The sequence below is a fragment of the Roseovarius sp. A-2 genome, assembly GCF_002072155.1.
Lineage (GTDB): Bacteria > Pseudomonadota > Alphaproteobacteria > Rhodobacterales > Rhodobacteraceae > Roseovarius.
On record NZ_BDIY01000014.1, the window covers coordinates 73,445 to 97,173 of the forward strand.

The following is a 23,729-nucleotide window of genomic DNA, read 5'->3' on the forward strand; positions in this document are numbered from 1 at the left end:
ATAGTTGTCCGTTAAGATATATGAACCATGGCATCTTGAAAGGATGCGGTGATGGTCCTAGGTCAATGTTAACGATCTAAACATCAGGAGGGACAACGGCATGGGCAATTACGCGAATCTGCCAGCGCCGACACCGGAAGGCGGATTGAATCGCTACATGCAGGAGATCCGCAAGTTTCCGCTGCTCGAACCGGAAGAGGAATACATGCTGGCCAAGCGGTGGGTCGAGGAACAAGACACCGAGGCCGCGCATAAGATGGTCACCAGCCACCTGCGCCTCGCGGCCAAGATAGCCATGGGCTATCGCGGCTACGGGCTGCCGCAGGCCGAGGTGATTTCCGAGGCCAATGTCGGCCTCATGCAGGCCGTCAAGCGGTTCGATCCGGAGCGTGGCTTTCGTTTGGCGACCTATGCGATGTGGTGGATCCGGGCCTCGATCCAAGAGTATATCCTGCGGTCTTGGAGCTTGGTGAAGCTTGGCACCACCTCGGCGCAGAAAAAGCTGTTTTTCAACCTGCGCAAGGCCAAAGCCCGTATCGGCGCGCTTGAGGATGGCGACCTGCGCCCTGATACCGTCAAGAAGATCGCCACCGATCTCGGCGTGACCGAGGACGAGGTGATTTCGATGAACCGGCGCATGGCCGGGTCCGATGCCTCGCTCAACGCCACCGTCGGCTCTGACGGCGAGGGCACGATGCAATGGCAGGACTGGCTCGAGGACGAGGACGCCGACCAAGCCACCGCCTATGAGGAACAGGACGAGTTGTCGGCTCGGCGCGAATTGCTGAGGCTGGCGATGGATGTCCTAAACGAGCGTGAGCGCGACATCCTCACGCAGCGTCGCTTGAGCGACGAGACGATCACGCTGGAGGATCTGAGCGCGCAATATGACGTCAGCCGTGAGCGGATCAGGCAGATCGAGGTGCGCGCCTTCGAGAAGCTGCAAAAGCGGATGCGCGATCTGGCGCAGGAAAAGGGCATGCTGAGCTCGGTCTGACCGCCCTTGGCAGCGGGCTCGGCATCGCCTATCTTTTGCGCTCAGGCGGGGGTGGGGAACGATGGCGATGCGCGCGACCGGGGGCTGCACGATTGACCGATGGGCCCGGCTTGGTGCCTCGATCGTCCTGCTGTTGCTAGCCGCCTGCGCGCCGCGCGTCACCGCAGAGCGCGCGGCCCCGCATCCGCAAGCAGAGATTCAGCCGGTTTTTGTGGTGACGGGCCGCGAACTCGACCGGACCGGACCGATCTTTGGCCTGAAGCGATCTGAGGCGATGCATTATTTCCGTGCTGATATCTCGATCCCGCCGACCCATGAGACCGGACGCATCGAATGGCCCGAGGGCCCGCCCGATGCCGCAACAGATTTCGTGGTCACCGGAACGCTGGTTCATGACGGGCCGGAGGCACTACGCCGCGACATGCGCGCGCGCACCAAGGGGCGCGAGACGCTTGTGTTCGTGCATGGCTACAACAACACCCTCTCGGAGTCGATGTATCGGTTGGCGCAGATCCGGGCGGATTTCAATGTGTCGATGCCGGGACTGTTGTTCGCCTGGCCCTCGGCGGGCGATCCGCGCGGCTATATATATGACCGCGACAGCGTGCTTTATGCGCGCGACGATCTTGAGACGCTGCTGCGGGATCTGACGGGGCGTCCGGGCGAAAAGGTCTTTATCCTCGCGCATTCGATGGGGTCGCAACTGGTGATGGAGGCGCTGCGCCAGATCGCCCTGCGCGGCGACCGCCATCTGCTCGACAGGATCAGCGGCGTGGTGCTGATGTCACCCGATATCGACCCCGATCTCTTTGATCGGCAGGCCGAAGCCATAGGGACATTACCGCAGCCTTTCCTTATCTTTATCACCAAGGCAGACCGTGCGCTCACGCTGTCGGGCTTCATCACCGGGCGCAAGCCGCGCCTCGGGGTGATCGACGATGCCGGGGAGGTGCGGCGCGGCGATGTGCAGGTTGTGGATTTCACCAGTCTGGCCGATGGCGAGGGGTATAACCATTTTGTTCCCGTCACCTCGCCCGCCGCGATCCGCATGCTCAACGGCATCTTGGCGCAGGCGGGGGATGTCGGCACCGCCTTTGTGCGCGACATGGCGCTGGCGCTACCCGCCGCGCGCCATGTGGAACCCTGAGTGCTGTTTGACGCGGGGCGCGTGGCGCGCCTAGACTGAGCACTGAGAGACAGGAGACGACCATGGCCGGTGGATGGGCGCGCGATGGCGCGGTGAGCGAACAGATTGAAGCCTCGATTTCCGATGAACTGGCGCGGCTCAAGGCCCGGGCGCAGCCGCAGGGCAAGAGCCTGACCCATTGCGCTGACTGCGAGGAACCGATCCCCGAGGCGCGCCGAAACGCCATCCCCGGGGTGAAGCTGTGCATCGACTGCGCAGCTGATCTGCAAGCGCAGAATCAGCCGCGCGGTGGCATCAACCGGCGTGGATCGAAGGACAGCCAGTTGAAGTGAGGCCCGGCTGTATCGCGTCGGTATGAGCTGCGAAGCCCGCAGCGGTGATGAGACGCGGGGATCCGATTTCTTCAAAAGAAATCGGGCCGGAATTTTTTGAAAATTCCGCCGTCACGCTCGGTCGAGCTATGGCAGGTCGCTCAGTCCTCCATCGCCTCCAGTTCGTCGATCAGCCCCGAGATCATCGACAGGCCCTTGTCCCAGAACGCGGGGTCGGAGGCGTCGAGGCCGAAGGGCGCGAGCAGATCCTTGTGGTGTTTCGAGCCGCCCGCCTTGAGCATCTCGAAATACTTTTCCTGAAAACCCTCAGGGTTTTCCTCATAGACCGCGTAGAGCGCGTTCACCAGCCCGTCACCGAATGCATAGGCGTAGACGTAAAACGGCGAATGCACGAAATGCGGGATATAGGCCCAGAAGGTCTCGTACCCGTCCATGAAATCGAACGCCGGCCCGAGGCTCTCTGCCTGCACCGACATCCACAGCGCGTTGATATCGTCGGGCGTCAACTCGCCCTCGCGGCGGGCGGCGTGCAGCTTGCATTCGAAATCGTAGAACGCGATCTGGCGGACGACCGTGTTGATCATGTCCTCGACCTTGCCTGCCAGAAGCACCTTGCGTTCGGCCTTGTCCTTGGCACCGTCGAGCATCCGGCGGAAGGTCAGCATCTCGCCGAAGACAGAAGCCGTTTCCGCCAGCGTCAGCGGGGTCGAGGACAAAAGCTCGCCCTGCTCTGCGGCCAGCACCTGATGCACGCCGTGGCCCAGTTCATGCGCCAGCGTCATCACGTCGCGCGGTTTGCCGAGATAATTGAGCATCACGTAAGGGTGCACATCGGTCACCGTGGGATGGGCGAAGGCACCGGGCGCCTTGCCCTGCTTCACGTCTGCGTCGATCCAGCCCTTTTCGAAAAACGGCTGTGCCAGGTCGGCCATGCGTGGATCGAACGCGGCATAGGCGTTCATCACCGTCGCGCGGGCGTCATCCCAATCGACGATGCGGGTCTCCTCCATTGGCAGGGGCGCGTTGCGGTCCCAGACCTGCATGCGCTCCAGCCCCAGCCATTTGCGTTTGAGCTCGTAATAGCGGTGCGAGAGCTTGGGATAGGCCGCGACGACCGCGTCGCGCAGTGCCTCGACCACCTCGGCCTCGACATCGTTGCTGAGGTGACGCCCGGTCTGCGGTGTCGGCATTTTGCGCCAGCGGTCGATGACCTCTTTTTCCTTGGCGGCGGTGTTGTGGACGCGGGAGAAGGTGCGGATATTCTCGCCGAACACCCGCGCCAGTTCGCGCGCGGCGGCCTCACGCTGATCCCGGTCCTGCTCGGTCAGCAGGTTGAGCGTGCCTTCGATGCCCATCTCCTCGCCGTCCACGGTGAAGGTGAGCCCGGCGATGGTCTCGTCAAAGAGCCGCTCCCAGGCATCGCCGACGACGCCCAGATCATGCAGGAATTTCTCAAGCTCATCCGAGAGCTGATGCGGTTTCATCGCGCGGATGCGGCGGATCACGGGGGCGTAGCGCGTGAGATCGGCGTTCTCGGCATACAGCGCCTTGAGCGCGGCCTCGTCCAGACGGTTGAGTTCGAGCGAGAAGAACACCAGCGGCGTGGTGAAACTGGTGACCTTTTCCTGACAGTCGGAGAGGAATTTCGCCCGTCCACCATCGGTGGTCAGCTGGTAATAGCGCAGCCCGGCAAAGGACATGATCCGCCCCGCCGTCCGGCTGATCGCCTCGTCGCGGTGCAGACAGTCGAGCAACCCGGCGGCGTCGAGTGTGTCGAGCTTGCCCTCGTAATCAGCGGCGAACTCGGCGCAGGCGGTTTGCAGCCAGTCGAGATCGCGTGCGAGTTCCGGCGCGTCCTCGCCGGTGTAGAGATCGCTCAGATCCCATTCCGGCAGATTGCCGAGGTTCTTGTCGCCGGAGGGGGCATTGGCATCGCGGAGGACGGTGTCGGTCATGAGGCGCTCCTAAATATCGGTTCTGCGCAGAGGTAGCGCGCAGGGCGGGCGAAGTATATGCACGCAGGCCGGATCAGGCGAAAAAACTGTTCCGGATTCTGCCAATCCCCTTATCCTTAACCGTCCAGGGGGAGGATTTGAACATGTCAGAAATTTTTGAAAAACCCGGTTGTGATCGGCATTCGGGGCCATCGGATGCTGCTGGATGGCGGATGTTCCTGAGCTAGCCGTATTGCGCCAGCATGGCGCGCAGGTCAGTCAGGGTGTTGGCCTCATGGGTCGGTTTGTCCTGCCGCCAGCGGGCCATGCGGGGAAAGCGTAGCGCCACGCCGGATTTGTGGCGCGGGCTGGCCTGGATGCCCTCGAAGGCGATCTCGAACACGTGTTCGGGGCGGACCTGCCGGACCGGGCCAAACCGTTCTGTCGTGTTGCGGCGCACCCAGGCGGTGATCTGGCGGAACTCGGCATCGGTGAGGCCGGAATAGGCCTTGGTGAAGGGCACGAGCGTTTCGCCGTCCCAGACCGCGAAGGTGAAATCGGTGAAGAGATTGGCGCGGCGTCCGTGGCCTTGCTGGGCGTAGATCATCACCGCGTCGAGGGTCAGCGGATCGAGTTTCCATTTCCACCAGTCGCCCTTTTTGCGGCCCGCGTGATAGGGGCCGCTGCGACGCTTGAGCATCAGCCCCTCGGCGCGGTGGGCGCGGGCACTGGCGCGGGTGGTGCTCAGGTCGTCCCACGTGGTGAAGGGGATCGGCGGTGAGGGGCGCAGGGGGGCGGTGTGGGGCAGGGCGCTCAACAGGGTTTCCAGCCGCGCGCGGCGCGCGGCAAAGGGGGTGGCACGCAGGTCGCGGCCGCCCTCTTCCAAAAGGTCATAGGCCATCAGAATCACCGGGGCCTCGGTCAGCAGATTTTTCGGCACGGTCTTGCGGGTGATCCGCTTTTGCAGCGCGGCGAAGGGCAAGGGGGCGTCGCCGTCATGGGCCAGCAACTCGCCGTCGATCACGGTGCCGTCGGGCAACAGATCGCGCAGGGGGGCGAGATCCGGGAAACGGTCGGTCATCAACTCCTCACCGCGCGACCAAATGAAGATCTGCCCGCCGCGCACGATCACCTGTCCGCGGATTCCGTCCCATTTCCATTCCGCGAGCCAGTCGGCGGGTGGCCCGAGGCTCTCGGGCCCGTCCTCCAGCCCGTGGGCGAGGCAGAAGGGATAGGGTCGCGAGAGGGTATCGGTGGGGTCATGGCTCTCGATCAGGTCGGCCCATGTGGTGCTGTCGGGGGTCCAGTCGCCCATCAGCCGATGCGCGAGATCCGCCTCGTCGCGGTCCAGTGCCTGAGCGAGGGCGCGGGTCATCAGCTTGCGGCTGATGCCGATGCGGAAGCCGCCGGTCAGCAGCTTGTTGAAGACCAGTCGTCCCAGCGGCGTCAGCCCCTCCCACGCGGCCAACACCTGCTCCTTGCGGGTGGCGTCTTCGGCGTCTTTCAAGGCGCGCAGGTGGTCGACCCACGCGGCGAGGCTGGCGTTGTGGGTGGTGGAGGGCGGCGGCAGCACGAGCGCGATGGTCTCGGCCAGATCACCGACGATTGCGTAGCTTTCCTCGAACAGCCAGAGCGGAATGCCCGCGCGCTCGGCGGCCCATTCGCGCAACCGGGTGGTGGTGATCGCGCGTTTCGGGCGGCGGCCGGAGAAGAGCGCGATGGTCCAGAGGCGATCAGCCTCGGGCGCGGTGCGGAAATAGTCGGCCAGCGCCGTCACCTTGGTATTGGTGCGCGTGGTCTGATCGAGCGTGGCGAAGAGCGCGGCGAAGTCTTTCATGTCTCGCCTGCCTCATCCAGGGTTTCGCCGGTGAACTCGGTGCGCAGCACGCGGGCATCATAGCCCTGCTCGGTCAGCCAGCGGGCGAAAATATCGGTATAGCCGTGGGTGACGTGGATGGTCTCGGCCCCGGTCTCGGCAATGGCGCGGTTGAGACCGGCCCAGTCGGCGTGATCCGACAGCACGAAACCGCGATCCGCCGCGCGCCTGCGGCGCACGCCGCGCAGCCGCATCCAGCCGCTTGCCAGCGCGGTGGAGGTGGGGCGAAACCGCCGCGCCCATGGCCCCGCAAGCGCGCCGGGAGGGGCGAGGACCAGCGCGCCTTGCCGCGCGCACAGGTCGGTCTCGGGGGTGACGTGGTGGGTCTCGGGCAGGGGCAGCCCCTGAGCGCGCATCACCGCGTTGGTGGCCTCGATCGCGCCATGGGTCAGGATCGGGCCAATCGTCGGATCGAGCATCATCAGCACGCGCTGCGCCTTGCCGAGCGCGTAGGCCCCGAGCAGCGAAAACCGTCCTTCGGCAGCGTTTCTTGACCACCACGTGTTGATCTCGCGGGCCACCTCCGCGGCGTCGGGCCAGTCGAAGACCGGCAGGCCGAAGGTGCATTCGGAGATGAAATGATGGCAGCGCACCGTTTCGAACGGGGTCGAGAGCGGGTCGGCCTCAAGCTTGTAATCGCCCGAGACGACCCAGACCTCGCCGCCCACCTCGACCCGGATCTGCGCCGAGCCTGGGACGTGGCCCGCCGGGTGGAACGAGACGCGCGCATCGCCGATCTGCCGCGCCTCGCCGTAGCGGATGGTGTCGAGCGTGATCTCTCCCAGCCGGTGGCGCATCACCGGGGCGGCGAGATCGGTGGCGAGATAGGCACCGTGCCCATCGCGGGCGTGATCGGCGTGGCCATGCGTGATCAGCGCCCGCGCCACGGGGCGCCACGGGTCGATGTGAAAATCGCCGGCAGGGCAAAAGAGCCCCTTTGGGGTGACGTGCAGGACCATATGTTGATGATAGGCCCGGCGCGGCGCGTGACCAGCCCCTCGCGAAGCGCCGCATGCGGTCTTTGCTGCACGCCAGAGCCAGCGGGACAGGAGACGGGACAGGCGGTTCGCGAGATATGGCGCGACCGGGCAGGAACGGCCCGCCGTTCTGGATGCCGGTCGGGCAGGTCGGCAAGCTCGTGTGCATCGGGCTGAACTATACCTATCATGCCGCCGAACTTGGGGTGGAGCCGCCCGAGGCCCCGGTGGTGTTTCTCAAGGCGACCTCGGCGATCAACGGTCCTCATGATCCGGTGATCCTGCCGCGCGGCGCGGTAGGACGGACCCCGGTTAGGCGGGAGTGAGTGGCCTGAAGCTGCCGTTGCTGTGAGCCGCGCCATTGCCAGGCCGCGGACTGGTGATCTTACGCTGTTTCAGGGCACTTTATGTCTGCCAAATCCGAATAACTCTGATTGGCGCGCGGACTTAGACAAATCGCCAGTCCGTGGGGGCGGCTTGGCGATGGCGCGGCGGCCTCCGGCCTTGTTCCGCGCCGGGTCTGTCGAACCAAGGTCGGCTCAAGGCCAGAAGCCCCCCTGCCGGTGTCCGCCAAACGCAAAACGGCCCCGTCGAACAGACGGGGCCGCATTGATAATATCAACGGCGTAAGGCGCTTACTTGTCGCCCTTGAGCGCCGCGCCGAGGATGTCGCCAAGCGATGCACCGGAGTCGGACGAGCCGTACTGCTGGACGGCCTCTTTCTCTTCGGCGATCTCGCGGGCCTTGATCGACAGACCCAGACGGCGGGTCTTGCTGTCCACGTTGGTGACGCGGGCGTCGACCTTATCGCCGACCGAGAACCGCTCGGGGCGCTGTTCGGCACGGTCGCGGCTGAGATCGGAGCGGCGGATGAAGGACTTCATGCCCTCGTATTCCACCTCGATGCCGCCATCCTCGATCGCCGTCACTTGGACGGTGATGATCGAGCCGCGCTTCACGCCACCCACGGCATCGGCGAACTTGTCACCGCCGAGCGCCTTGATGGAGAGCGAGATGCGCTCCTTCTCGATATCGACCTCGGACACCACCGCCTGAACCACATCGCCTTTCTTGTAGTTCTGGATCGCATCCTCGCCACGCTCGTCCCAGCTCAGATCGCTGAGATGGACCATGCCGTCGATTTCGCCTTCGAGGCCGATGAACAGACCGAATTCGGTGATGTTCTTGACCTCGCCCTCGACCTCGGTGCCGGCGGGATGGGTCTCGGCAAAGACTTCCCACGGGTTGCGCATGGTCTGCTTGAGGCCAAGGCTGACACGGCGCTTGGCGCTGTCGATTTCCAGCACCATGACTTCGACCTCTTGCGAGGTGGAGACGATCTTGCCGGGATGCACGTTCTTCTTGGTCCAGGACATTTCCGAGACGTGAACGAGACCTTCGACACCCGGTTCCAGCTCCACGAAGGCACCGTAATCGGTGATGTTCGTCACGCGGCCGGTATGCACCGAATCGAGCGGGTACTTGGCGGCCACCAGATCCCACGGATCTTCCTGCAGCTGCTTCATGCCGAGGCTGATGCGATGGGTTTCCTTGTTGATCTTGATGACCTGAACCTTGACGGTCTCGCCGATCGACAGGATTTCCGACGGGTGATTGACGCGGCGCCAGGCCATGTCGGTGACGTGCAGCAGGCCGTCGACACCGCCGAGATCCACGAAGGCCCCGTATTCGGTGATGTTCTTGACGACGCCGTCCACGGTCTGCCCCTCGGTCAGGTTGGCGATGACCTCGGCGCGCTGTTCGGCGCGGCTTTCCTCCAGGATGGCGCGGCGCGACACGACGATATTGCCACGGCGGCGATCCATCTTGAGGATCTGGAAGGGCTGCTTGAGACCCATGAGCGGGCCCGCGTCACGCACCGGGCGCACATCGACCTGAGAGCCGGGCAGGAAGGCCACGGCACCGCCCAAGTCGACGGTAAAGCCACCCTTGACGCGGCCGAAGATCGCGCCTTCGACGCGCTCTTCGTCGGCATAGGCCTTTTCGAGACGGTCCCACGCTTCTTCGCGGCGGGCCATCTCGCGGCTGACCACGGCTTCGCCGCGGGAGTTCTCTGCGGAGCGCAGGAAGACCTCGACCTCGTCGCCGACTGAAATGTCGGGCTGCTCGCCGGGATTCGCGAATTCTTTCAGATCAACGCGGCCTTCCATCTTGTAGCCGACGTCGATGATGGCTTGTCCCGCCTCGATGGCGATGACCTTGCCTTTGACAACCGTGCCCTCGTCGGGCGTGTCCATTTCGAAGCTTTCTTCAAGGAGGGCTTCGAAGTCCTCCATAGATACGTTTTGAGCCATGTGGTCTCTGGTTTCCTTTGATCGGTTTTCCGGCCGCGCGGTTGTCTCCGCCGGTCTTTGGGGGTTTCATTGGTCAGGCGGGTCACAAAACAAAGAGGGCCGGTGGTGCCGACCCTGCTCGATCTCAATGCTTCGTGGCGGTTTCCGCCTTGTTGACGCGCCGCGTATAGCGGGGGCAGGGGCGTAAATCAAGCGTCTAAAGCGCTCCAAGGCGGGCTTTTGCCCGTTCCACCTCGGCCACGGCCGCCGCGACGGCCTGATCTATGGTCATCTCGGAGGTGTCGAGCCTGAGCGCATCTTGCGCCGGTTTCAGCGGGGCCGCCGCGCGGGCACTGTCGCGGGCGTCACGCTGGCGCAGGTCGTCCATGACCTCGTCGAGCGTGGCCGCGTGCCCGCTTTCGCTCAGTTCCTTGTGCCGCCGCCGGGCGCGCTCGGCGTCCGAGGCAGTGACGAAAAGCTTTACCTCCGCCTCGGGGCAGATCACCGTGCCGATATCGCGCCCATCGAGCACAGCACCGCCCGCGCGCCGCGCGAAGGCGCGCTGAAAATCCAGGAGCGCCTGGCGCACCTCGGGGATTGCCGCGACCCGGCTGGCAGCTTGGCTGACATCGGGCGTGCGCAGGTCGTCTGCCTGCAGATCCTCGGCGCGCAGGTTTTGCGCCGCCTCGACCGGATCGAGGCCGGTGAGCACCCGACGCCCGGTGGCCCGGTAGAGCAGCCCGGTATCAAGATGCGCAAAGCCGAAATGGCGGCTGAGCGCCCGCCCGATGGTGCCCTTGCCCGCCGCTGCCGGTCCGTCGATTGCTATGGTAAACGCCATGCCTGCCCTCGTCTTGCCTGGACCATCTTGCTAGCCGATCCGGCCCTGCGCCTCAAGCATCGCTTGACGGCAAGCGTCGGGCGCGGCATCACCCGGATATGCTGATTTACAAGATATTGCGTGGCCCCGAATGGGCCGATCTGCGTGCCAAGGGCGAAAGCGCCGGTGCGCCGGTCGACCTCGCCGATGGCTATGTGCATTTCTCGACCGCCGAGCAGGCCGCCGAGACGGCTGCCAAACATTTCGCGGGCGAGGACGGGCTGATGCTGCTGGCCATCGAGAGCGACCGTCTGGGCGAGGCCCTCAGATGGGAGCCGTCGCGCGGTGGCGCGCTCTTTCCGCATCTCTACCGCGAATTGCGCCTGTCGGATGTGGCCTGGGCGCAGCCGCTACCGCTGGAAAATGGCGTGCATCAGTTCCCGGCGGGGCTCGAATGAAACCGCTGGAGCGTGTCGGCCTCGGACTGCTGCATCGCTGTGACCCCGAAACCGCGCATGGTCTGGCGCTGCGGGCACTGCGCCTGGGGCTGACCCCGACGCCCGGCCCGGTCACGAGCGCGCGGCTCAGGACCGATCTGGCGGGGTTGCGCCTGCCCAATCCGGTGGGCCTTGCCGCCGGGTTCGACAAGAACGCCGAGGCGCTTGGCCCGCTGAGCCGCGCCGGGTTCGGGTTCATCGAGGTGGGGGCGATCACACCGCGCCCGCAGCCCGGCAACCCGCGCCCGCGCCTGTTTCGGCTGAGTGAAGACCGGGGCGTGATCAACCGTTTCGGGTTCAATAACGAAGGAATGGAGGCCGCCGCCACGCGGCTGGCCAACCGCCCGCGCGATGCGGTGATCGGGCTCAATCTGGGGGCCAACAAGGACAGCCCCGACCGGGCCGAGGATTTCGCCCGGGTGCTGGCGCATTGCGGCGCGCATCTGGATTTCGCGACGGTCAATGTCAGCAGTCCCAACACCGAAAAGCTGCGCGACCTGCAAGGGGCCGAGGCGCTCATGAGCCTTTTGAAAGGTGTCATGGAGGCGCGCGACTGGCTGCCGCGCCCGATCCCGGTTTTCCTCAAGATTGCACCGGATTTGAGCGAGACGGAATTGTCTGACATTGCCGATGTGGCGCGTGCGAGCGGTATCAGCGGCATCATCGCCACCAACACCACGCTGGATCGCGACGGGCTGCGAAGCGCGGCGCGCGATCAGGCGGGGGGGCTGTCCGGCCGGCCGCTGTTCGAGAAATCGACCCGTGTGCTGGCGCGGCTGTCACATCTTACCGGCGGTGAGATGCCGCTCATCGGCGTGGGCGGTGTGGGCTCTGCCGAGGACGCCTATGCCAAGATCCGCGCCGGGGCACATGCCGTGCAGCTTTACTCGGCGCTGGTTTACGAGGGGCTGTCGCTCGTCTCTGATATCGCCAGGGGCCTGGATGCGGCGCTGGAGCGCGATGGATTTGCCACCGTGGCCGAGGCCGTGGGGACGAAGCGGGAGGACTGGCTGTGATCACCTATTGGCACAATCCGCGCTGTTCCAAATCGCGCGCCGGGCTGAAGCTGCTCGAAGAGCGCGGGGCCGAGGTGAACGTGCGGCGCTACCTTGAGGATGCACCGACCGAGGCCGAATTGCGCGATGTTCTGGCGCGGCTTGAGGTGGCACCCATCGAGATGATGCGGTCCGGCGAGGCGCGCTTCAAGGACCTTGGCCTGACCCGTGACAGTGACCCCGAGACTCTGATCGCGGCGATGACCGAAAATCCCATCCTGATCGAGCGGCCCATTGGTGTGACAAGCGATCAGGCGGTGATCGGACGCCCGCCGGAGCGGCTCCTGTCGCTGCTGTGATCGTGTGGGCGCGGCCCGTCCTGTCAGCCGTTACAGCACCCCGATATCGGCCAAAGCCGCCGAGAGTTCCGGCGGCAGGCTGTCATCGCCCGCGCGCGCCGGGCCGATATCTGCGGGCGCATCCACCCCCGGCAGATAACGCCAGCCCTGAAATGGGCGGCGTTGCGCCGTGGTGGTGCGGACCAGCACCGGATCGAGCACGATGGCGCAGCGGCGGATACCGTCGCCGCCCGTCACCTCGTCCAGCCGCAGAATGCGCTGACGGCATTGCACAAGGCCCTGGATTACCCAGTAGATCGAGCCGCCGTCTAGCAGTTCCGCCTCGCGCTTGGGCCACATCCGGGTGACATGGCAGGGATGTCCGTCTGGGGCCTTGGCACGCGGGGTTTGTTGCCATTCCATCAGCCCTTCGACCGATTTGGTGCCGACGCTGAGTTTGATGAGATGCAGGGCCACGCGCGAATCCTCTAGTTTTCCATATATCGTAGCGGTCTCACCGGGCGAGGCAAGAGATGGTGGAAATCTCAAGGCGGGGGGCTATTGTGTCGGTCTGTCTCAGACGCAAGGGAATCGCCGCTCATGACTCGTTTTGCCGCCCCCATCGCGGAACAGATCTGGACTATGAAATACCGCTACATCACCGAAGACGGTGGCGATGCCAGTGTCGAGGACACATGGCGGCGCATCGCGCGCTCTCTGGCAGAAGTCGAGGCCGAGCCTGAGATATGGGAAGAGCGGTTCTACGACGCGCTGGAGGATTTCAAATTCCTGCCTGCGGGCCGGATCACCGCCGGGGTGGGCACGGGGCGCAAGGTGACGCTGTTCAACTGTTTCGTGATGGGCACCATCCCCGACGACATGGGCGGCATATTCGAGAACTTGCGCGAGGCCGCGCTGACCATGCAGCAGGGCGGCGGGATCGGCTATGATTTCTCGACGATCCGGCCCAAGGGCGCGGTGGTCAAGGGCGTGTCGGCGGATGCCAGCGGGCCGCTCAGCTTCATGGATGTCTGGGACGCGATGTGCCGCACGATCATGTCGGCGGGCTCGCGGCGCGGGGCGATGATGGCTACCATGCGCTGCGACCACCCCGATATCGAGGATTTCATCGCCGCCAAGTCCGACGCCGCGCGGCTGCGGATGTTCAACCTGAGCGTTCTGGTGACTGACGCCTTCATGGAGGCGGTCAAGGCCGATGGGCCGTGGGAGTTGCAGTTCGGCGGTCGGGTCTATCATACCTTGCAGGCACGTGACCTTTGGAACCGGATCATGCAGGCCACCTATGATTATGCCGAACCGGGGGTGATCTTCATCGACCGGATCAACCAGGCCAACAACCTCGCCTATTGCGAGGAGATTGCGGCAACCAATCCTTGCGGCGAACAGCCCTTGCCGCCCTATGGCGCCTGCCTTCTGGGCTCGATCAACCTGGCGCGGCTGGTGCGCGATCCGTTCGGGGATGACGCGTCGGTCGACGAGGAGGAGCTTGCGCGCCTCGTCGGGCTGGCGGTGCGGATGATGGACAACGTCGTGGATGCGTCGAACTTTCCGCTCGAGGCGCAGGCGCGCGAGGCGCGGGCCAAGCGGCGCATCGGGCTGGGGGTGACCGGGCTGGCCGACGCGCTGCTGATGTGCGGGCTACGCTACGGGGCCGAGGATGCCGTTGCACAGACCGAAAGCTGGCTACGCGCGATTGCCCGGGCGGCCTATCTGGCAAGCACCGATCTGGCGAAAGAGAAGGGCGCTTTCCCGCTCTTTGACCGCGATGCGTTTCTGGCCTCGGGCACGATGCGAGCGATGGACGAGGACGTGCGCGCGGCGGTGGCCGAGCACGGTATCCGCAACGCTTTGCTGACCTCAATCGCCCCCACCGGCACGATCAGCCTCTATGCCGGGAATGTCAGCAGCGGGATCGAGCCGGTCTTTGCCTATTCCTACACCCGCAAGGTGCTGCAAAAGGACGGCTCGCGCAGCGAGGAAGAGGTGGTCGATTACGCCGTGCAGATGTGGCGAGACCGGATGGGTGACGCCCCATTGCCCGATCATTTCGTGAACGCGCAGACCCTCGCCCCCGAGGCTCACGTCAAGATGCAGGCGGCTGCGCAGAAATGGGTCGATAGCAGCATCTCGAAAACCATCAACTGCCCTGAGGATATTTCATTCGAGGCGTTCAAGAATGTCTACATGCAGGCCTACGAGACCGGCTGCAAGGGTTGCACCACCTACCGGCCCAATGACGTGACGGGCTCGGTTCTAAGCGTGAGAGAGAGCGCCGACAAGGTGCCCGGAGAGGGCGCGATGCCGGGCGAGGGCGGCGAGGTGATCTACATGTCCGACCCGCTCGACCGGCCCACCGAGCTCGAAGGCGCGACCTACAAGCTCAAGTGGCCCGACAGCAACCATGCGATCTACGTGACGGTCAACGATATCCTGCTGAACGGCCACCGGCGGCCCTTCGAGGTGTTCATCAACTCCAAGAACATGGAACATTATGCCTGGACCGTGGCGCTGACGCGAATGATCTCGGCGGTGTTCCGGCGCGGCGGCGATGTGAGCTTTGTGGTCGAGGAGCTGAAGGCGGTATTCGATCCGCGCGGCGGCGCGTGGATGAATGGCAAGTACATCCCCTCGATCCTTGCCGCTATCGGCGGGGTGCTGGAACGGCACATGGTGCAGATCGGCTTTCTCGCGGGCGAGGGCCTCGGTCTCACGTCCGACCCCACGGCACAGGTGACGAACCTCGCCCCTCCCAAAGGCCCCGCCTGCCCCGCCTGCGGTAGCTACGACATGCGCATGATCGAAGGCTGCAGGACCTGCGCAAGCTGCGGCCACAGCAAATGCGCGTAGGGCGCGGTGATCGGCTTTGTTTGTTGTCGTTGCGGGCGTAGTTATGCCAAATCGGCGAATTTTACTGCCACGCGTCGGCGAAAGTTTTGCCAGTGTCTGTAAGGCACTGGCAGGTATAGACTTTTTCCGAAGTAGATTTCGGACCCCGAAATCTGGCCCTTCAGACTGAGTTTGCGCGCCAGCACCGGCAGGGGTGTGTCGGGCGCGGCCCTCTTGATGAGGCCGCGCCGAGCAACCTCGTGCCGGTGATGACGCGGACGCTGGAAACGAAATCATTTGACCGGAGCAGGGATCTTCTGACGCGGCCCATGGCGGGCCCGCGCATTCCACCAGGAAAGGTGATCCCATGAAACACATTCCCGATATCCGTGCCCTGCTCCGGCACATGAACAAGGCCAGCGATTTCATGCGCTGGCTGCGTAAAGAGGGTGACAGCCTGGTCGCCTCGGCCGAGCTCCTTGGCGGACGCAAATGGGCCGCACGGGCCCGCGCCGTCGTCGAGGCAGCGAAAGCTGGCAACGACCTGGCCGCCCGCCGTGGCGAGCTTCATGAGCTCAATCGCCTGCTGCGTCTCGAATTCACCACCGACATCAAGAGCGTCGAGGCCCGGCGCTTTGCAGCCATCCACCCGGATGATCCCCGGGCGGATATCGCGCGGCGCTGCGCGGAGGCACTGGGCCGCGGAGTGCGCGCACTCGAGGCGCTTCACCTCGCCGGTATTGTCGGCATACGGGAGGCGGCATGATGTGCAAAACGCAAACGGCGACGCTTGCCCAGGCGCGCGCCCTCACGCGCCGCGCCGCCCAATGGCTCGACCTGATCGACTTTCGCGCACATGCCGCGGCGGAGACCTTCTCGCCCAGCATGTCCACGTATCACGACATGCTGGACCCAGCCGCCACTGATGCCGCGCGCCTCGCAGCCTGCCGTGGCATGCATCGACAAGTATGCCGCCGCGTAGAGGTCGAACGCCTTGACGGCGAAGCCACCCATGCGCGCCTGCGTCCGATAGACCCCTACGGACTGCGCTGGCGCGTAACGCGTGATGGCGCAACGCTGGAAACAATCGCGAGCCTGCTCTCGGCTGCGATCGAAGGCTTTCAAGCCTGCCACGAGAACTGAGTCAGATAACGGAGCCGGGGTCGCTACAGAGCGGCCCCGGCCTGAATACGTCATTGCCTCATCTGATCTCTACTTGGCATCCTGACGCCTCGAGTGCCGCCCTCCATGGACTGTTGTGTTATCGGACCTTGCGAACACAGCCTCGCAAAAATGGGCGGGATGCTGACATTCGCTGCGAGCGTAAACCCGTCAGCACAGCCTTTATAAGCGGACCTGTCCATCGTTGTCACACATCTGTTTTTGTTAAAGGAACCGTCTACGTTAAGAAAGCAATTGAACCGGAAAGAGGCAGTTTTGAATGTTTGCGTTTGTAGATGAGACCGGCAACACTGGAAAAAATATCTTTGACCCCAATCAGCCTGACTTTTTCACGGGTGCATTGGTCACAAAAACGAACTTCGACGTTCTGCACGGTAAGCAACTCCAGTCGATTTCCATGCGTGCGGGCGTTCCGGCGCTGCATGCATCAGTAGTCGGGATGGGGCCAATCGAGAATGCTGCGGACGACATCTTGCGCCTGCTAAAGAAGATAGATGCCCGCTTCTTCGTATCCCGTGTGGAGAAACGATACCTGCTGGCAACCAAAGTCTACGATGTTTTCTTCGATTCCGGGGAGAACCCGGCGGCATCGTGGTCCGCGTACAACATCAAACCCTTGAAGATGATCCTATGCTTCAAGGTTGCGACCCTGATCACTGAGCAGATTGCTCGCGATTTCTGGGAGATGCTCATGGCGCGAAACGAAAAAACCGCCCGCCAGAAAATCCCTGGAATCTGCGAAGACCTTTTGGCGGAGGTTCCAACTTTGCCAGACGCGCGCTCACGCGAAGTCGTAACCGAGACACTAACCTGGTCGCGCGATCATCCAGAGGCCCTTGATATCTTCATTGCTGGACGGCAGGCCAAGAATGGCCACATGCCCAACATGGTTGCCTTTGGAAATCTTCTCGATGGGCTGGAAGGTTTCTCGAAACGGTGGCGACGGCCCCTTAAAAAGATTGTCCATGACCGGCAGTCTCAGTTCGAAGGATCGCTCGCAGAGTGGCATAAGATGTTCTCAAACGCTTCGGATGAGCCTATCCACCGGCCCGGTGAAACCATCGTGTTTCAGAAGGTAGCCGGGTCTACTTTCGAAGTTTCCGCTTCGGACGACAGCGCCGGAATTCAGGTCGCCGATTTGATCTTATGGTTGTTTCGTCAGCATCTTTTGGGAAAACGACTTCCACCCGCGTCGGCACGGCTCCTGAACTATGTCTTCAAGAAGGGCTACCACAGCGACTTCTCTTTCGATGGGGTTGGGGAACAGGTCGAAGAGCAATACCGCCAAATCATGGCAACAGATCTTCCTCCCGAGATTGAGAAAAAGGCCCAAGAGATGATCGCTGGCAACGAGTTGCACCGACAGCGCATGATCGCTGCTTATGAGGAAGATGGGTTGATGCCATATCAGCGGCGTCCCTTGAGGCTCGCTGGGGAAGATAAGTCCTGATAGGAGTTCAAAGGTGGTCTCGCCAGTCTGTGCGGAAACCCAGCTCGCGACCAAAAGTGAAGGCGTTGCATGGACGAATGCCGAACTGGACGCATACGTCTGGCACCTTTCGGTTTTTCCTTTGCGCCCGTGGCTTGGAGCGTTCGCTTGTCACAATGACGCGGCTTGCGGGGTCGGCGAGAGCATAGGCTATGAGGAAAGGATCACGTCCGATTTCCTCAATCTCGATGTCCGTCAGATCGGCGGCATAGCCCTCTTCGGTCACCCGTCTTACAAGGTCGATATCGACTTCCTCCACGAACTTCAGCGCCGTCTCGGTTTCACCCTGTTTCGCCCAAGCGGAGAGGGCGTCCGACCCCGCTTTCAGCTCTTCGTAGACTTCCACCGGTATCTTGATGCGGCCCTGCTCTCCAAAGTGGACCAGCCACTCCCAGTATTCGTCAACTTGGCCAATGCCATAGTAGTCCCGATTGGCATCAATCAGCGTGTTCGCATCGAGGAGATAAAGTATAGCCACCCGGATTAAGCCGACAGTCTCGGGCCACCAGCCTGCAACACGCTCTGAACATTCTTGGCACTTACGCCCAGAACTTTTCCGGCCTTGGTGGAGGTCAGCGCACCGGCACCGAGCATCCGATCAACCAGTTGAACGAGTGCCGGACCTGCCCGATGTCGGCGAATAACCGGATATGTTGGACCAGACCCGGCCTCCCGCGCCAGCTCACGATCCCGTCCACGCTGGTTGAGAAAGTTCTGACGGAAGGTTCCTGCTATGCCCTGGTAGAACGCGAAGCCGAAGGCACCACTTCTGTGCAGCTTGTACGCGACCATGGTGCCGCTGACTTTGCGGGCCTGCGCAAATGCACCGATAATCTGCACGGCGTCAGCGATGCCCGTACTTTCACCGATATCCAGTTGCTGGAGTTCGAGGGACGGCAGGAGAAACTCCCCAGCGACATCATTGCAGAACTTCTCGATATCACGTTCGCTATCGCGACCGCTCACACCTGTGAGACCCAGCCACAGGTGCGCCAGTTCATGGATCATCGTGAAAGATTGCGCACCTTTGGAGTCGTTTGCGTTCACAGCGACGAATGGCGCGACATCATCTGCCAGGGCAAAACCGCGAAACACATCAACCGGTACTTCCGTATGGTGGCTGCCCAGATTGTCCACAAAGAGAACGAATATTCCGGCCGCTTCAATCTGGGATCGCAGATAAGCGACCGCATCAGCCATAGTCCGGCGGCTCCTGTATGCTCTGAGGTCGAACTGTGTCGTTTCAGAGATCCGTTTCGCCAGTGCGCTCGGCTGTTCGGTCGTGCGTGCAGTGCCAATAAAAGGTAGCGTGTCGGCTTCGTCCTCCTCCTCAAGTGTCGCGCGGACGAGAGACTGTCTGGCGCGGATGTCACGGACGACAGCGTCTACCAGAGCGTTATCGGTCATTGCAAAAGCCGCCGGGAGTGTCCTGAAATCCTGCCCCCTGTCTCCTTGGCGAGGTGGTGCGGAAAGATAGAAAGACAGCAGAGGTCGCCGGTACTGCTTGGACATTTTGACAAGCATTGGGCGTGTCGGAGCCATCTCTCCCGTCTCCATTTGCTCCAGTCGCTCAAAGGGTTCGACGCCTCGCGCCGCGTTTATCCCAAGCTTCTCCACTGCCTCTTCGAGAGACAGTCCGGCAGTTTCACGTGCCCATACGAGGATATCCGGATTAACGTTCGGCATAGCGAAGTTCTAACATCATTTTGCGGAAGTCATAGTCCGAACTCTGTGCGACTTTTCGAGCCTTTCTTACACTGTTTCCCCAGAATGCTTGCACTGCGTTTGCAGCGAATGGCGGCAATGCGGGCTGCAAACGCAGCATTTTTCGATAGCGTTGAGTGACCGCTACGGGCCGATCGCGACCAAGAACCTGTTGATTTGCAAAGACTGGCATTCGCATGCTCACAAGCAGTCTGTTGGCGAATTCGTTGCGTGGCAACAGCAACGGACCAGCCATTCGCCCCATGCAGGCAATAGCTCTTGCATACCGCTTCAATCGGTCAACCGGCCCTCGACCAATTCAAAATTTCCAATTGCAGAGCGTAAGTTCTCCATGATCTCGGCTGCCAGAATTTCAGGTTCGGGGAGGTCTTCGAGGTTCGTCATGGACGCATCACGCAGCCAGAAAAGATCCAGGCTCGCCTTGTCACGTGCCAGCAAGTCTTCCCGATCAAATGCGCGCCAGCGTCCGTCCGGGGTATCCTCGCTCCAGGTCGGTTCGCGATCATGCCGGTTTGCGGGATTGTAGCAGTCGATGAAATCCTGAAGGTGGGCGTAGGTCAGCGGCTTTTGCTTCAACGTATGATGCACGTTGGTGCGGTAGTCGTAGTACCATACCTTCGAGGTCTGTGGGGCCGGGCTGGCCGGCCGGTTGTCGAAGAAAATTACGTTCGCTTTCACGCCTTGCGCGTAGAAAATGCCGGTCGGCAGGCGCAGGATCGTATGCAGATCGGTGGTCTGCAACAGCTTCCGTCGGATCGTTTCACCCGCACCGCCCTCGAATAACACATTATCCGGTACGACCACCGCGGCGCGTCCTGTCGTCTTCAGCATGGTCCGGATGTGCTGGACGAAATTGAGCTGCTTGTTTGATGTCGTCGCCCAGAAATCCTGCCGATTGTAAGTCAGGTCATCCGATTCCTGTTCCCCTTCCGCATTGGTGAAGCTCATGGAACTTTTCTTGCCGAAGGGCGGGTTGGCCAGAACGTAGTCGAAGGTCTCAGGCGGCGGCGATATCAAAGCGTCGGCGGGTGAAACCAGCGTATCGCCGGTCATTTCCCCAATCCCGTGCAAGAACATGTTCATCAGGCAGAGGCGCCGTGTTCCAGCGACGATCTCGTTGCCGAAAAAGGTTGAGTGTTTCAGGAAAGCCTTCTGGTCCTTGTCGAGCGCCTGATTATCCGGGTCTGTCAGGAAGTCATGCGCGGCAAGGAAAAAACCGCCCGTGCCGCAGGCCGGATCGGCAATAGTTTTGCCGGGTTCGGGGCGGATACATTCCACCATCGCTCGGATCAGGGCGCGGGGGGTGAAATACTGGCCCGCGCCTGATTTTGTATCCTCGGCGTTCCGCTCCAGCAGCCCCTCATAGATATCGCCTTTGACGTCGGCGCCCAGCATCACCCATTTCGTGCTGTCCACCATGTCGATCAGGCGAAACAGTTTGGCCGGGTCGGTGATCTTGTTCTGGGCCTTTGTAAAGATCTGGCCGAGCATGCCTTTCTGCTCGCCAAGCTTGCGCAACAGGGTGACGTAATGCGCCTCAAGCTCGGCCCCGCGGCGCGAGGTCAGGCTGGCCCAGTCGAACCCCGCAGGAATGCCCACATCGCGGCTGTAGGGGGGCTTGGCGTATTCGTCCGCCATCTTGAGGAAGATGAGGTAGGTCAGCTGCTCCAGGTAGTCGCCATAGCCGACGCCGTCGTCGCGCAATGTGGTGCAGAAACTCCATACCTTGGAGACGATGGGGGCGGTGTTCATGCCTCAGCCTCGTAATTTGCGCCCGATTGATCTCGTTGGGCTGATTTCCCCATGACGTTCTCGACAATCTCGATCAGCTTGCCCTTGCGCCCTTCGTAGAAGGCGCCGAAGTCATCGGCGCGTAGCATGTCGACAGGAATATAGTGGCTGAGCAAGATGGTATTCATCTGCTCATCAGACAGGGAAACTTGCTTGTGGTTCTGCAGGTCGTTCAGATACGTCGACGGCGCCTTGCGCCCAATCATTCTGTTGGCCTTGTAAGAGATCGGTGTCTTGTTGACGATCGAGTTGTAGACGCTTTCCTTGATCCCCTGATCTTCGCACCAAGCGCGCGGAAAGATATGATGGATGTCGAGCGCAATGTCCTCGTGATCCAGTTCCTGTATCGACGCTTTCCAAAAGAAGTCATATGCGCCCTGTCGCAGAACGAGCACGTTGAGCCCCTTGTAGGCTGCGCTGTTTCTGGACCTAAGCGTATCCAAACGGCTCTCCTGAAAGGCGGCCTCGCTGATCGTGCGGGGAAAACCATTCAGATTTTCATAAACGTCATCAGGCTCATCGCTCGTGATCCAAGGCATCAGTTCCTCGAAGTCATTGGCGATCCGGGTTTCCACTGCCCCGCCATACAATTCGCCCAGGACGCCGCACCAGAACCAACGCGAAAGGCGGTCATAAACACGCGGTTCCAACCAGCGTTCCTGGATCTGTGACATGACGGCAGCGAGAGGTACAAGTTGCGTGCGATAGGGGAGTTCTCGACCACTGAAGAAGCATTGTTTGCGCATAAATTTCGCGACAAGCATGAAGCCCTCTTCGACCTCTGGTGCCCACTTTTGATAATCCTCCAGCGTCAGCGAAAGAACGGTTGCACGTTTTGCACTGACGGCAGCAATGGCTTTTCCCTTCTTCCCTGCAGCGATATCCGCCTTTCGCATGGCAGAGCTTTTCAGGATGGAGATTGCCTGTAGGAAATCCGCCGCCGCAATTCCCTTCAGGATCGGCTCCTTGTTCAAACGGGTAAAACGTCCTTCGACGTCCCGCTCTTTGCTGCCGAACCAGTCATCCCGCAGGTTAAACCCATCGGCGGCGAAAGTTGCGGTCACCAGTTCGAAGACTGACAGCGGCACGCCGCCAGTATTCACTTTTTCAAACACCAAGCAGACTGCCTCTTTCGACGTCGCCTTGCCCAACGTGATCGCGGGAAGCTGATAGTCTTTGAAGGAGTCGATAACCTTTTCCCGGAAGGCCATGAAGTCCTGGATTCGTTCTGGTGTCTGCTGGATCAGAGCGTACTCCCAAGGACTCGACTTCAGGATTTCAGAGCAGGGAAAGTGGAAGTTTTCAATCTCGAGCTCCCGCGTGGACAGGTCCAGCACCACGTCACGGTCGAAATTCGTCTTTATCTTCCGGTCCGCCGGGACAGAGATGAATGCCTCTTCCAGACGGTCGTCTTCAAGGGCGGTGGCGATGTCGATATAATAGTGACGGCTGATCGCCTTGCCCTTTTCATTGAACGTCTGCACCGGTTTGTTGAGCGCCAGAACCTGCGTCAACGAGGTCAGTCGCTGCTGACCGTCAAGGATCAGGCGTTCGGGCTCAGGCACCCCATCTTTGAAGGTCACGTTTTCAACTGGGCGGACCTGAAACCTGACTTCGCCCCCTGTGTCCAGCATCATCACCGCGCCCACAGGAAAGGACCGGGCAATGCTGACCAGTAGGGATTTGACATGTTCATCATCCCAGACCCAGCCACGCTGGAAATCCGGCAATTGGATGACGCCGGTGGTCACATCGGACAGAACTTGGGGCAAAGGAAGTTTGGTGCTGTCAAAAGTGCTCATGCAGGGGTTTTCTTTCGTGTTGGTCTATTGGTTTTCCCGCGCTCGGCCTTGATGCGGGCCAGCAGGGTGGTGGCGGGCTCATCACCGGGGTCTTGGGGGACGAGGTGGCCGGAGAAGGCTTTTTTCAGGATGGATTGGCGCAGGGCGTCGGCGCGGGTGAGGGCGGCGTCGATCTCGGCTTCGAGCATGTCAGCGGCTTCGAGACGGGAGTCGAGTATGCGGACGATTTCGGCTTGTTCGGCGGGAGAGCAAATCGGGACCGGCAACGCCTTCAGGACAGACTTGTTGATCGAAGCCAGATTAGTTGTCTGCTTGCCGCCCGCTTCGAAATAGTCGCGGCCATAGCTGTTTCCCCACTGAGAAAGGAATATCGACCACCCCTTCTCATGGCGAAAGGGTGTCGCCCGAAAAACATGGTTCTGCGTGATGCAGGGTTCGACCTGATCCTCCCAAATCCAACCACGTCCCAACTTGTCCCGGTCGCCTCCCTCGTTGAAGAGAATGTCCCAAGTGCGCAAACAAAGCGCGGAAAGCTGCGACCGTTCGACGGGCATCAATTTTAACCCGAATAATTCATGGGGGTGTGGTGAAGGTAGCGTAAGCTTTTGAAAGCAGGTATTTTTTGGTTGTCGAAGCCAGAAAACTCAGTTTCCAAGGTACGTCCCCTCACCATGATACAGTCTACT

At 61.8% G+C, this 23,729-nt stretch carries 20 protein-coding genes and 2 pseudogenes; 11 read left to right on the forward strand and 11 right to left on the reverse strand.

Annotated elements, in window-relative coordinates:
- Window positions 1–100: 100 nt before the first annotated feature.
- The 3 genes from rpoH (at window position 101) to BHD06_RS15100 (ending at window position 2,476) form a co-directional block, all read left to right on the forward strand.
- Window positions 101–997 (forward strand): RNA polymerase sigma factor RpoH, encoded by an 897-nt coding sequence (gene rpoH, locus BHD06_RS15090; protein WP_080457804.1) that lies wholly within the window; start codon window positions 101–103, stop codon window positions 995–997.
- Between the two features lie 61 nt (window positions 998–1,058).
- Window positions 1,059–2,144: an alpha/beta hydrolase gene (locus tag BHD06_RS15095; protein WP_254892439.1), complete on the forward strand. Its 1,086-nt coding sequence runs from the start codon at window positions 1,059–1,061 to the stop codon at window positions 2,142–2,144.
- Window positions 2,145–2,206: 62 nt separating this feature from the next.
- On the forward strand, window positions 2,207–2,476 hold the full coding sequence (locus BHD06_RS15100; RefSeq protein WP_080457805.1) for a DksA/TraR family C4-type zinc finger protein: 270 nt from the start codon (window positions 2,207–2,209) through the stop codon (window positions 2,474–2,476).
- Window positions 2,477–2,616: 140 nt separating this feature from the next.
- Here BHD06_RS15100 and BHD06_RS15105 read toward each other — a convergent pair whose 3' ends face one another.
- The 3 genes from BHD06_RS15105 to BHD06_RS15115 all read right to left on the reverse strand — a co-directional run bounded on the left by BHD06_RS15105 (window position 2,617) and on the right by BHD06_RS15115 (window position 7,245).
- On the reverse strand, window positions 2,617–4,431 hold the full coding sequence (locus BHD06_RS15105; protein WP_080457806.1) for a M3 family oligoendopeptidase: 1,815 nt from the start codon (window positions 4,429–4,431) through the stop codon (window positions 2,617–2,619).
- A 223-nt stretch (window positions 4,432–4,654) separates the two neighbouring features.
- Window positions 4,655–6,247 (reverse strand): ATP-dependent DNA ligase, encoded by a 1,593-nt coding sequence (locus BHD06_RS15110; protein ID WP_080457807.1) that lies wholly within the window; start codon window positions 6,245–6,247, stop codon window positions 4,655–4,657.
- Entirely contained in the window at window positions 6,244–7,245 is a 1,002-nt protein-coding gene (locus tag BHD06_RS15115; RefSeq protein ID WP_080457808.1) for a ligase-associated DNA damage response exonuclease, read from the reverse strand. Before BHD06_RS15115 ends, BHD06_RS15110 begins: the two co-directional genes overlap by 4 nt.
- 158 nt (window positions 7,246–7,403) lie before the next feature.
- On the opposite strand from BHD06_RS15115, the pseudogene BHD06_RS24390 reads away from it, so the two are divergent.
- Window positions 7,404–7,559: pseudogene (locus tag BHD06_RS24390) on the forward strand (fumarylacetoacetate hydrolase family protein); the annotation flags it as partial.
- Between the two features lie 339 nt (window positions 7,560–7,898).
- Here BHD06_RS24390 and rpsA read toward each other — a convergent pair.
- Together rpsA and cmk are read right to left on the reverse strand one after the other, a co-directional pair.
- Window positions 7,899–9,605: pseudogene (rpsA, locus tag BHD06_RS15125) on the reverse strand (30S ribosomal protein S1); the annotation flags it as partial.
- Between the two features lie 169 nt (window positions 9,606–9,774).
- Window positions 9,775–10,398, reverse strand: coding sequence for a (d)CMP kinase (cmk, locus tag BHD06_RS15130; protein WP_080457811.1), 624 nt, complete (start codon window positions 10,396–10,398; stop codon window positions 9,775–9,777).
- Window positions 10,399–10,496: 98 nt separating this feature from the next.
- Here cmk and BHD06_RS15135 point away from each other — a divergent pair, with 98 nt between their 5' ends.
- Genes BHD06_RS15135 through arsC form a run of 3 tightly spaced genes read left to right on the forward strand, consistent with a single transcriptional unit; the run spans window position 10,497 to window position 12,228 of the window.
- Window positions 10,497–10,835 (forward strand): DUF952 domain-containing protein, encoded by a 339-nt coding sequence (locus tag BHD06_RS15135; protein WP_080457812.1) that lies wholly within the window; start codon window positions 10,497–10,499, stop codon window positions 10,833–10,835.
- Complete coding sequence (locus BHD06_RS15140; RefSeq protein WP_080457813.1) at window positions 10,832–11,890, forward strand: quinone-dependent dihydroorotate dehydrogenase; 1,059 nt, start codon at window positions 10,832–10,834, stop codon at window positions 11,888–11,890. Before BHD06_RS15135 ends, BHD06_RS15140 begins: the two co-directional genes overlap by 4 nt.
- On the forward strand, window positions 11,887–12,228 hold the full coding sequence (gene arsC / locus BHD06_RS15145) for an arsenate reductase (glutaredoxin) (RefSeq protein WP_080457814.1): 342 nt from the start codon (window positions 11,887–11,889) through the stop codon (window positions 12,226–12,228). Before BHD06_RS15140 ends, arsC begins: the two co-directional genes overlap by 4 nt.
- A 30-nt stretch (window positions 12,229–12,258) precedes the next feature.
- Here arsC and BHD06_RS15150 read toward each other — a convergent pair whose 3' ends face one another.
- Window positions 12,259–12,684: a DUF1489 family protein gene (locus BHD06_RS15150; protein WP_080457815.1), complete on the reverse strand. Its 426-nt coding sequence runs from the start codon at window positions 12,682–12,684 to the stop codon at window positions 12,259–12,261.
- A 123-nt stretch (window positions 12,685–12,807) separates the two neighbouring features.
- Between BHD06_RS15150 and BHD06_RS15155 the strand changes: the two genes are divergently transcribed.
- The 4 genes from BHD06_RS15155 to BHD06_RS15170 all read left to right on the forward strand — a co-directional run bounded on the left by BHD06_RS15155 (window position 12,808) and on the right by BHD06_RS15170 (window position 17,686).
- Window positions 12,808–15,075 carry an adenosylcobalamin-dependent ribonucleoside-diphosphate reductase gene (locus tag BHD06_RS15155; protein WP_080457816.1) on the forward strand — a complete coding sequence of 756 codons (2,268 nt, stop codon included), beginning with the start codon at window positions 12,808–12,810 and terminating at the stop codon, window positions 15,073–15,075.
- Window positions 15,076–15,421: 346 nt separating this feature from the next.
- Window positions 15,422–15,820 carry a hypothetical protein gene (locus tag BHD06_RS15160; RefSeq protein WP_080457817.1) on the forward strand — a complete coding sequence of 133 codons (399 nt, stop codon included), beginning with the start codon at window positions 15,422–15,424 and terminating at the stop codon, window positions 15,818–15,820.
- Window positions 15,820–16,197, forward strand: a complete 378-nt coding sequence (locus tag BHD06_RS15165; RefSeq protein ID WP_080457818.1) for a hypothetical protein — start codon at window positions 15,820–15,822, stop codon at window positions 16,195–16,197. The genes BHD06_RS15160 and BHD06_RS15165 overlap by 1 nt, the downstream gene beginning before the upstream one ends.
- 298 nt (window positions 16,198–16,495) lie before the next feature.
- On the forward strand, window positions 16,496–17,686 hold the full coding sequence (locus BHD06_RS15170; RefSeq protein ID WP_080457819.1) for a DUF3800 domain-containing protein: 1,191 nt from the start codon (window positions 16,496–16,498) through the stop codon (window positions 17,684–17,686).
- A 7-nt stretch (window positions 17,687–17,693) separates the two neighbouring features.
- Here BHD06_RS15170 and BHD06_RS15175 read toward each other — a convergent pair whose 3' ends face one another.
- The 5 genes from BHD06_RS15175 to BHD06_RS15195 form a co-directional block, all read right to left on the reverse strand.
- On the reverse strand, window positions 17,694–18,203 hold the full coding sequence (locus BHD06_RS15175) for a DUF4411 family protein (protein ID WP_217805679.1): 510 nt from the start codon (window positions 18,201–18,203) through the stop codon (window positions 17,694–17,696).
- A gap of 5 nt (window positions 18,204–18,208) precedes the next feature.
- Window positions 18,209–19,132 (reverse strand): ImmA/IrrE family metallo-endopeptidase, encoded by a 924-nt coding sequence (locus BHD06_RS15180; protein ID WP_217805680.1) that lies wholly within the window; start codon window positions 19,130–19,132, stop codon window positions 18,209–18,211.
- Between the two features lie 588 nt (window positions 19,133–19,720).
- Window positions 19,721–21,202 (reverse strand): class I SAM-dependent DNA methyltransferase, encoded by a 1,482-nt coding sequence (locus tag BHD06_RS15185; protein WP_080457821.1) that lies wholly within the window; start codon window positions 21,200–21,202, stop codon window positions 19,721–19,723.
- Window positions 21,199–23,043 carry a DUF262 domain-containing protein gene (locus BHD06_RS15190; RefSeq protein ID WP_080457822.1) on the reverse strand — a complete coding sequence of 615 codons (1,845 nt, stop codon included), beginning with the start codon at window positions 23,041–23,043 and terminating at the stop codon, window positions 21,199–21,201. The genes BHD06_RS15185 and BHD06_RS15190 overlap by 4 nt, the downstream gene beginning before the upstream one ends.
- Window positions 23,040–23,597 carry a hypothetical protein gene (locus BHD06_RS15195; protein ID WP_080457823.1) on the reverse strand — a complete coding sequence of 186 codons (558 nt, stop codon included), beginning with the start codon at window positions 23,595–23,597 and terminating at the stop codon, window positions 23,040–23,042. The genes BHD06_RS15190 and BHD06_RS15195 overlap by 4 nt, the downstream gene beginning before the upstream one ends.
- Window positions 23,598–23,729 lie beyond the last annotated feature (132 nt).

Coding starts and splice junctions, on each gene's coding strand:
- rpoH (WP_080457804.1), top strand. CDS start 101: ATGGGCAATTACGCGAATCTGCCAGCGCCGACACCGGAAGGCGGATTG.
- BHD06_RS15095 (WP_254892439.1), top strand. CDS start 1,059: ATGGCGATGCGCGCGACCGGGGGCTGCACGATTGACCGATGGGCCCGG.
- BHD06_RS15100 (WP_080457805.1), top strand. CDS start 2,207: ATGGCCGGTGGATGGGCGCGCGATGGCGCGGTGAGCGAACAGATTGAA.
- BHD06_RS15105 (WP_080457806.1), bottom strand. CDS start 4,431: ATGACCGACACCGTCCTCCGCGATGCCAATGCCCCCTCCGGCGACAAG.
- BHD06_RS15110 (WP_080457807.1), bottom strand. CDS start 6,247: ATGAAAGACTTCGCCGCGCTCTTCGCCACGCTCGATCAGACCACGCGC.
- BHD06_RS15115 (WP_080457808.1), bottom strand. CDS start 7,245: ATGGTCCTGCACGTCACCCCAAAGGGGCTCTTTTGCCCTGCCGGCGAT.
- cmk (WP_080457811.1), bottom strand. CDS start 10,398: ATGGCGTTTACCATAGCAATCGACGGACCGGCAGCGGCGGGCAAGGGC.
- BHD06_RS15135 (WP_080457812.1), top strand. CDS start 10,497: ATGCTGATTTACAAGATATTGCGTGGCCCCGAATGGGCCGATCTGCGT.
- BHD06_RS15140 (WP_080457813.1), top strand. CDS start 10,832: ATGAAACCGCTGGAGCGTGTCGGCCTCGGACTGCTGCATCGCTGTGAC.
- BHD06_RS15155 (WP_080457816.1), top strand. CDS start 12,808: ATGACTCGTTTTGCCGCCCCCATCGCGGAACAGATCTGGACTATGAAA.
- BHD06_RS15160 (WP_080457817.1), top strand. CDS start 15,422: ATGAAACACATTCCCGATATCCGTGCCCTGCTCCGGCACATGAACAAG.
- BHD06_RS15165 (WP_080457818.1), top strand. CDS start 15,820: ATGTGCAAAACGCAAACGGCGACGCTTGCCCAGGCGCGCGCCCTCACG.
- BHD06_RS15170 (WP_080457819.1), top strand. CDS start 16,496: ATGTTTGCGTTTGTAGATGAGACCGGCAACACTGGAAAAAATATCTTT.
- BHD06_RS15180 (WP_217805680.1), bottom strand. CDS start 19,132: ATGACCGATAACGCTCTGGTAGACGCTGTCGTCCGTGACATCCGCGCC.
- BHD06_RS15185 (WP_080457821.1), bottom strand. CDS start 21,202: ATGAACACCGCCCCCATCGTCTCCAAGGTATGGAGTTTCTGCACCACA.
- BHD06_RS15190 (WP_080457822.1), bottom strand. CDS start 23,043: ATGAGCACTTTTGACAGCACCAAACTTCCTTTGCCCCAAGTTCTGTCC.
- BHD06_RS15195 (WP_080457823.1), bottom strand. CDS start 23,597: ATGCCCGTCGAACGGTCGCAGCTTTCCGCGCTTTGTTTGCGCACTTGG.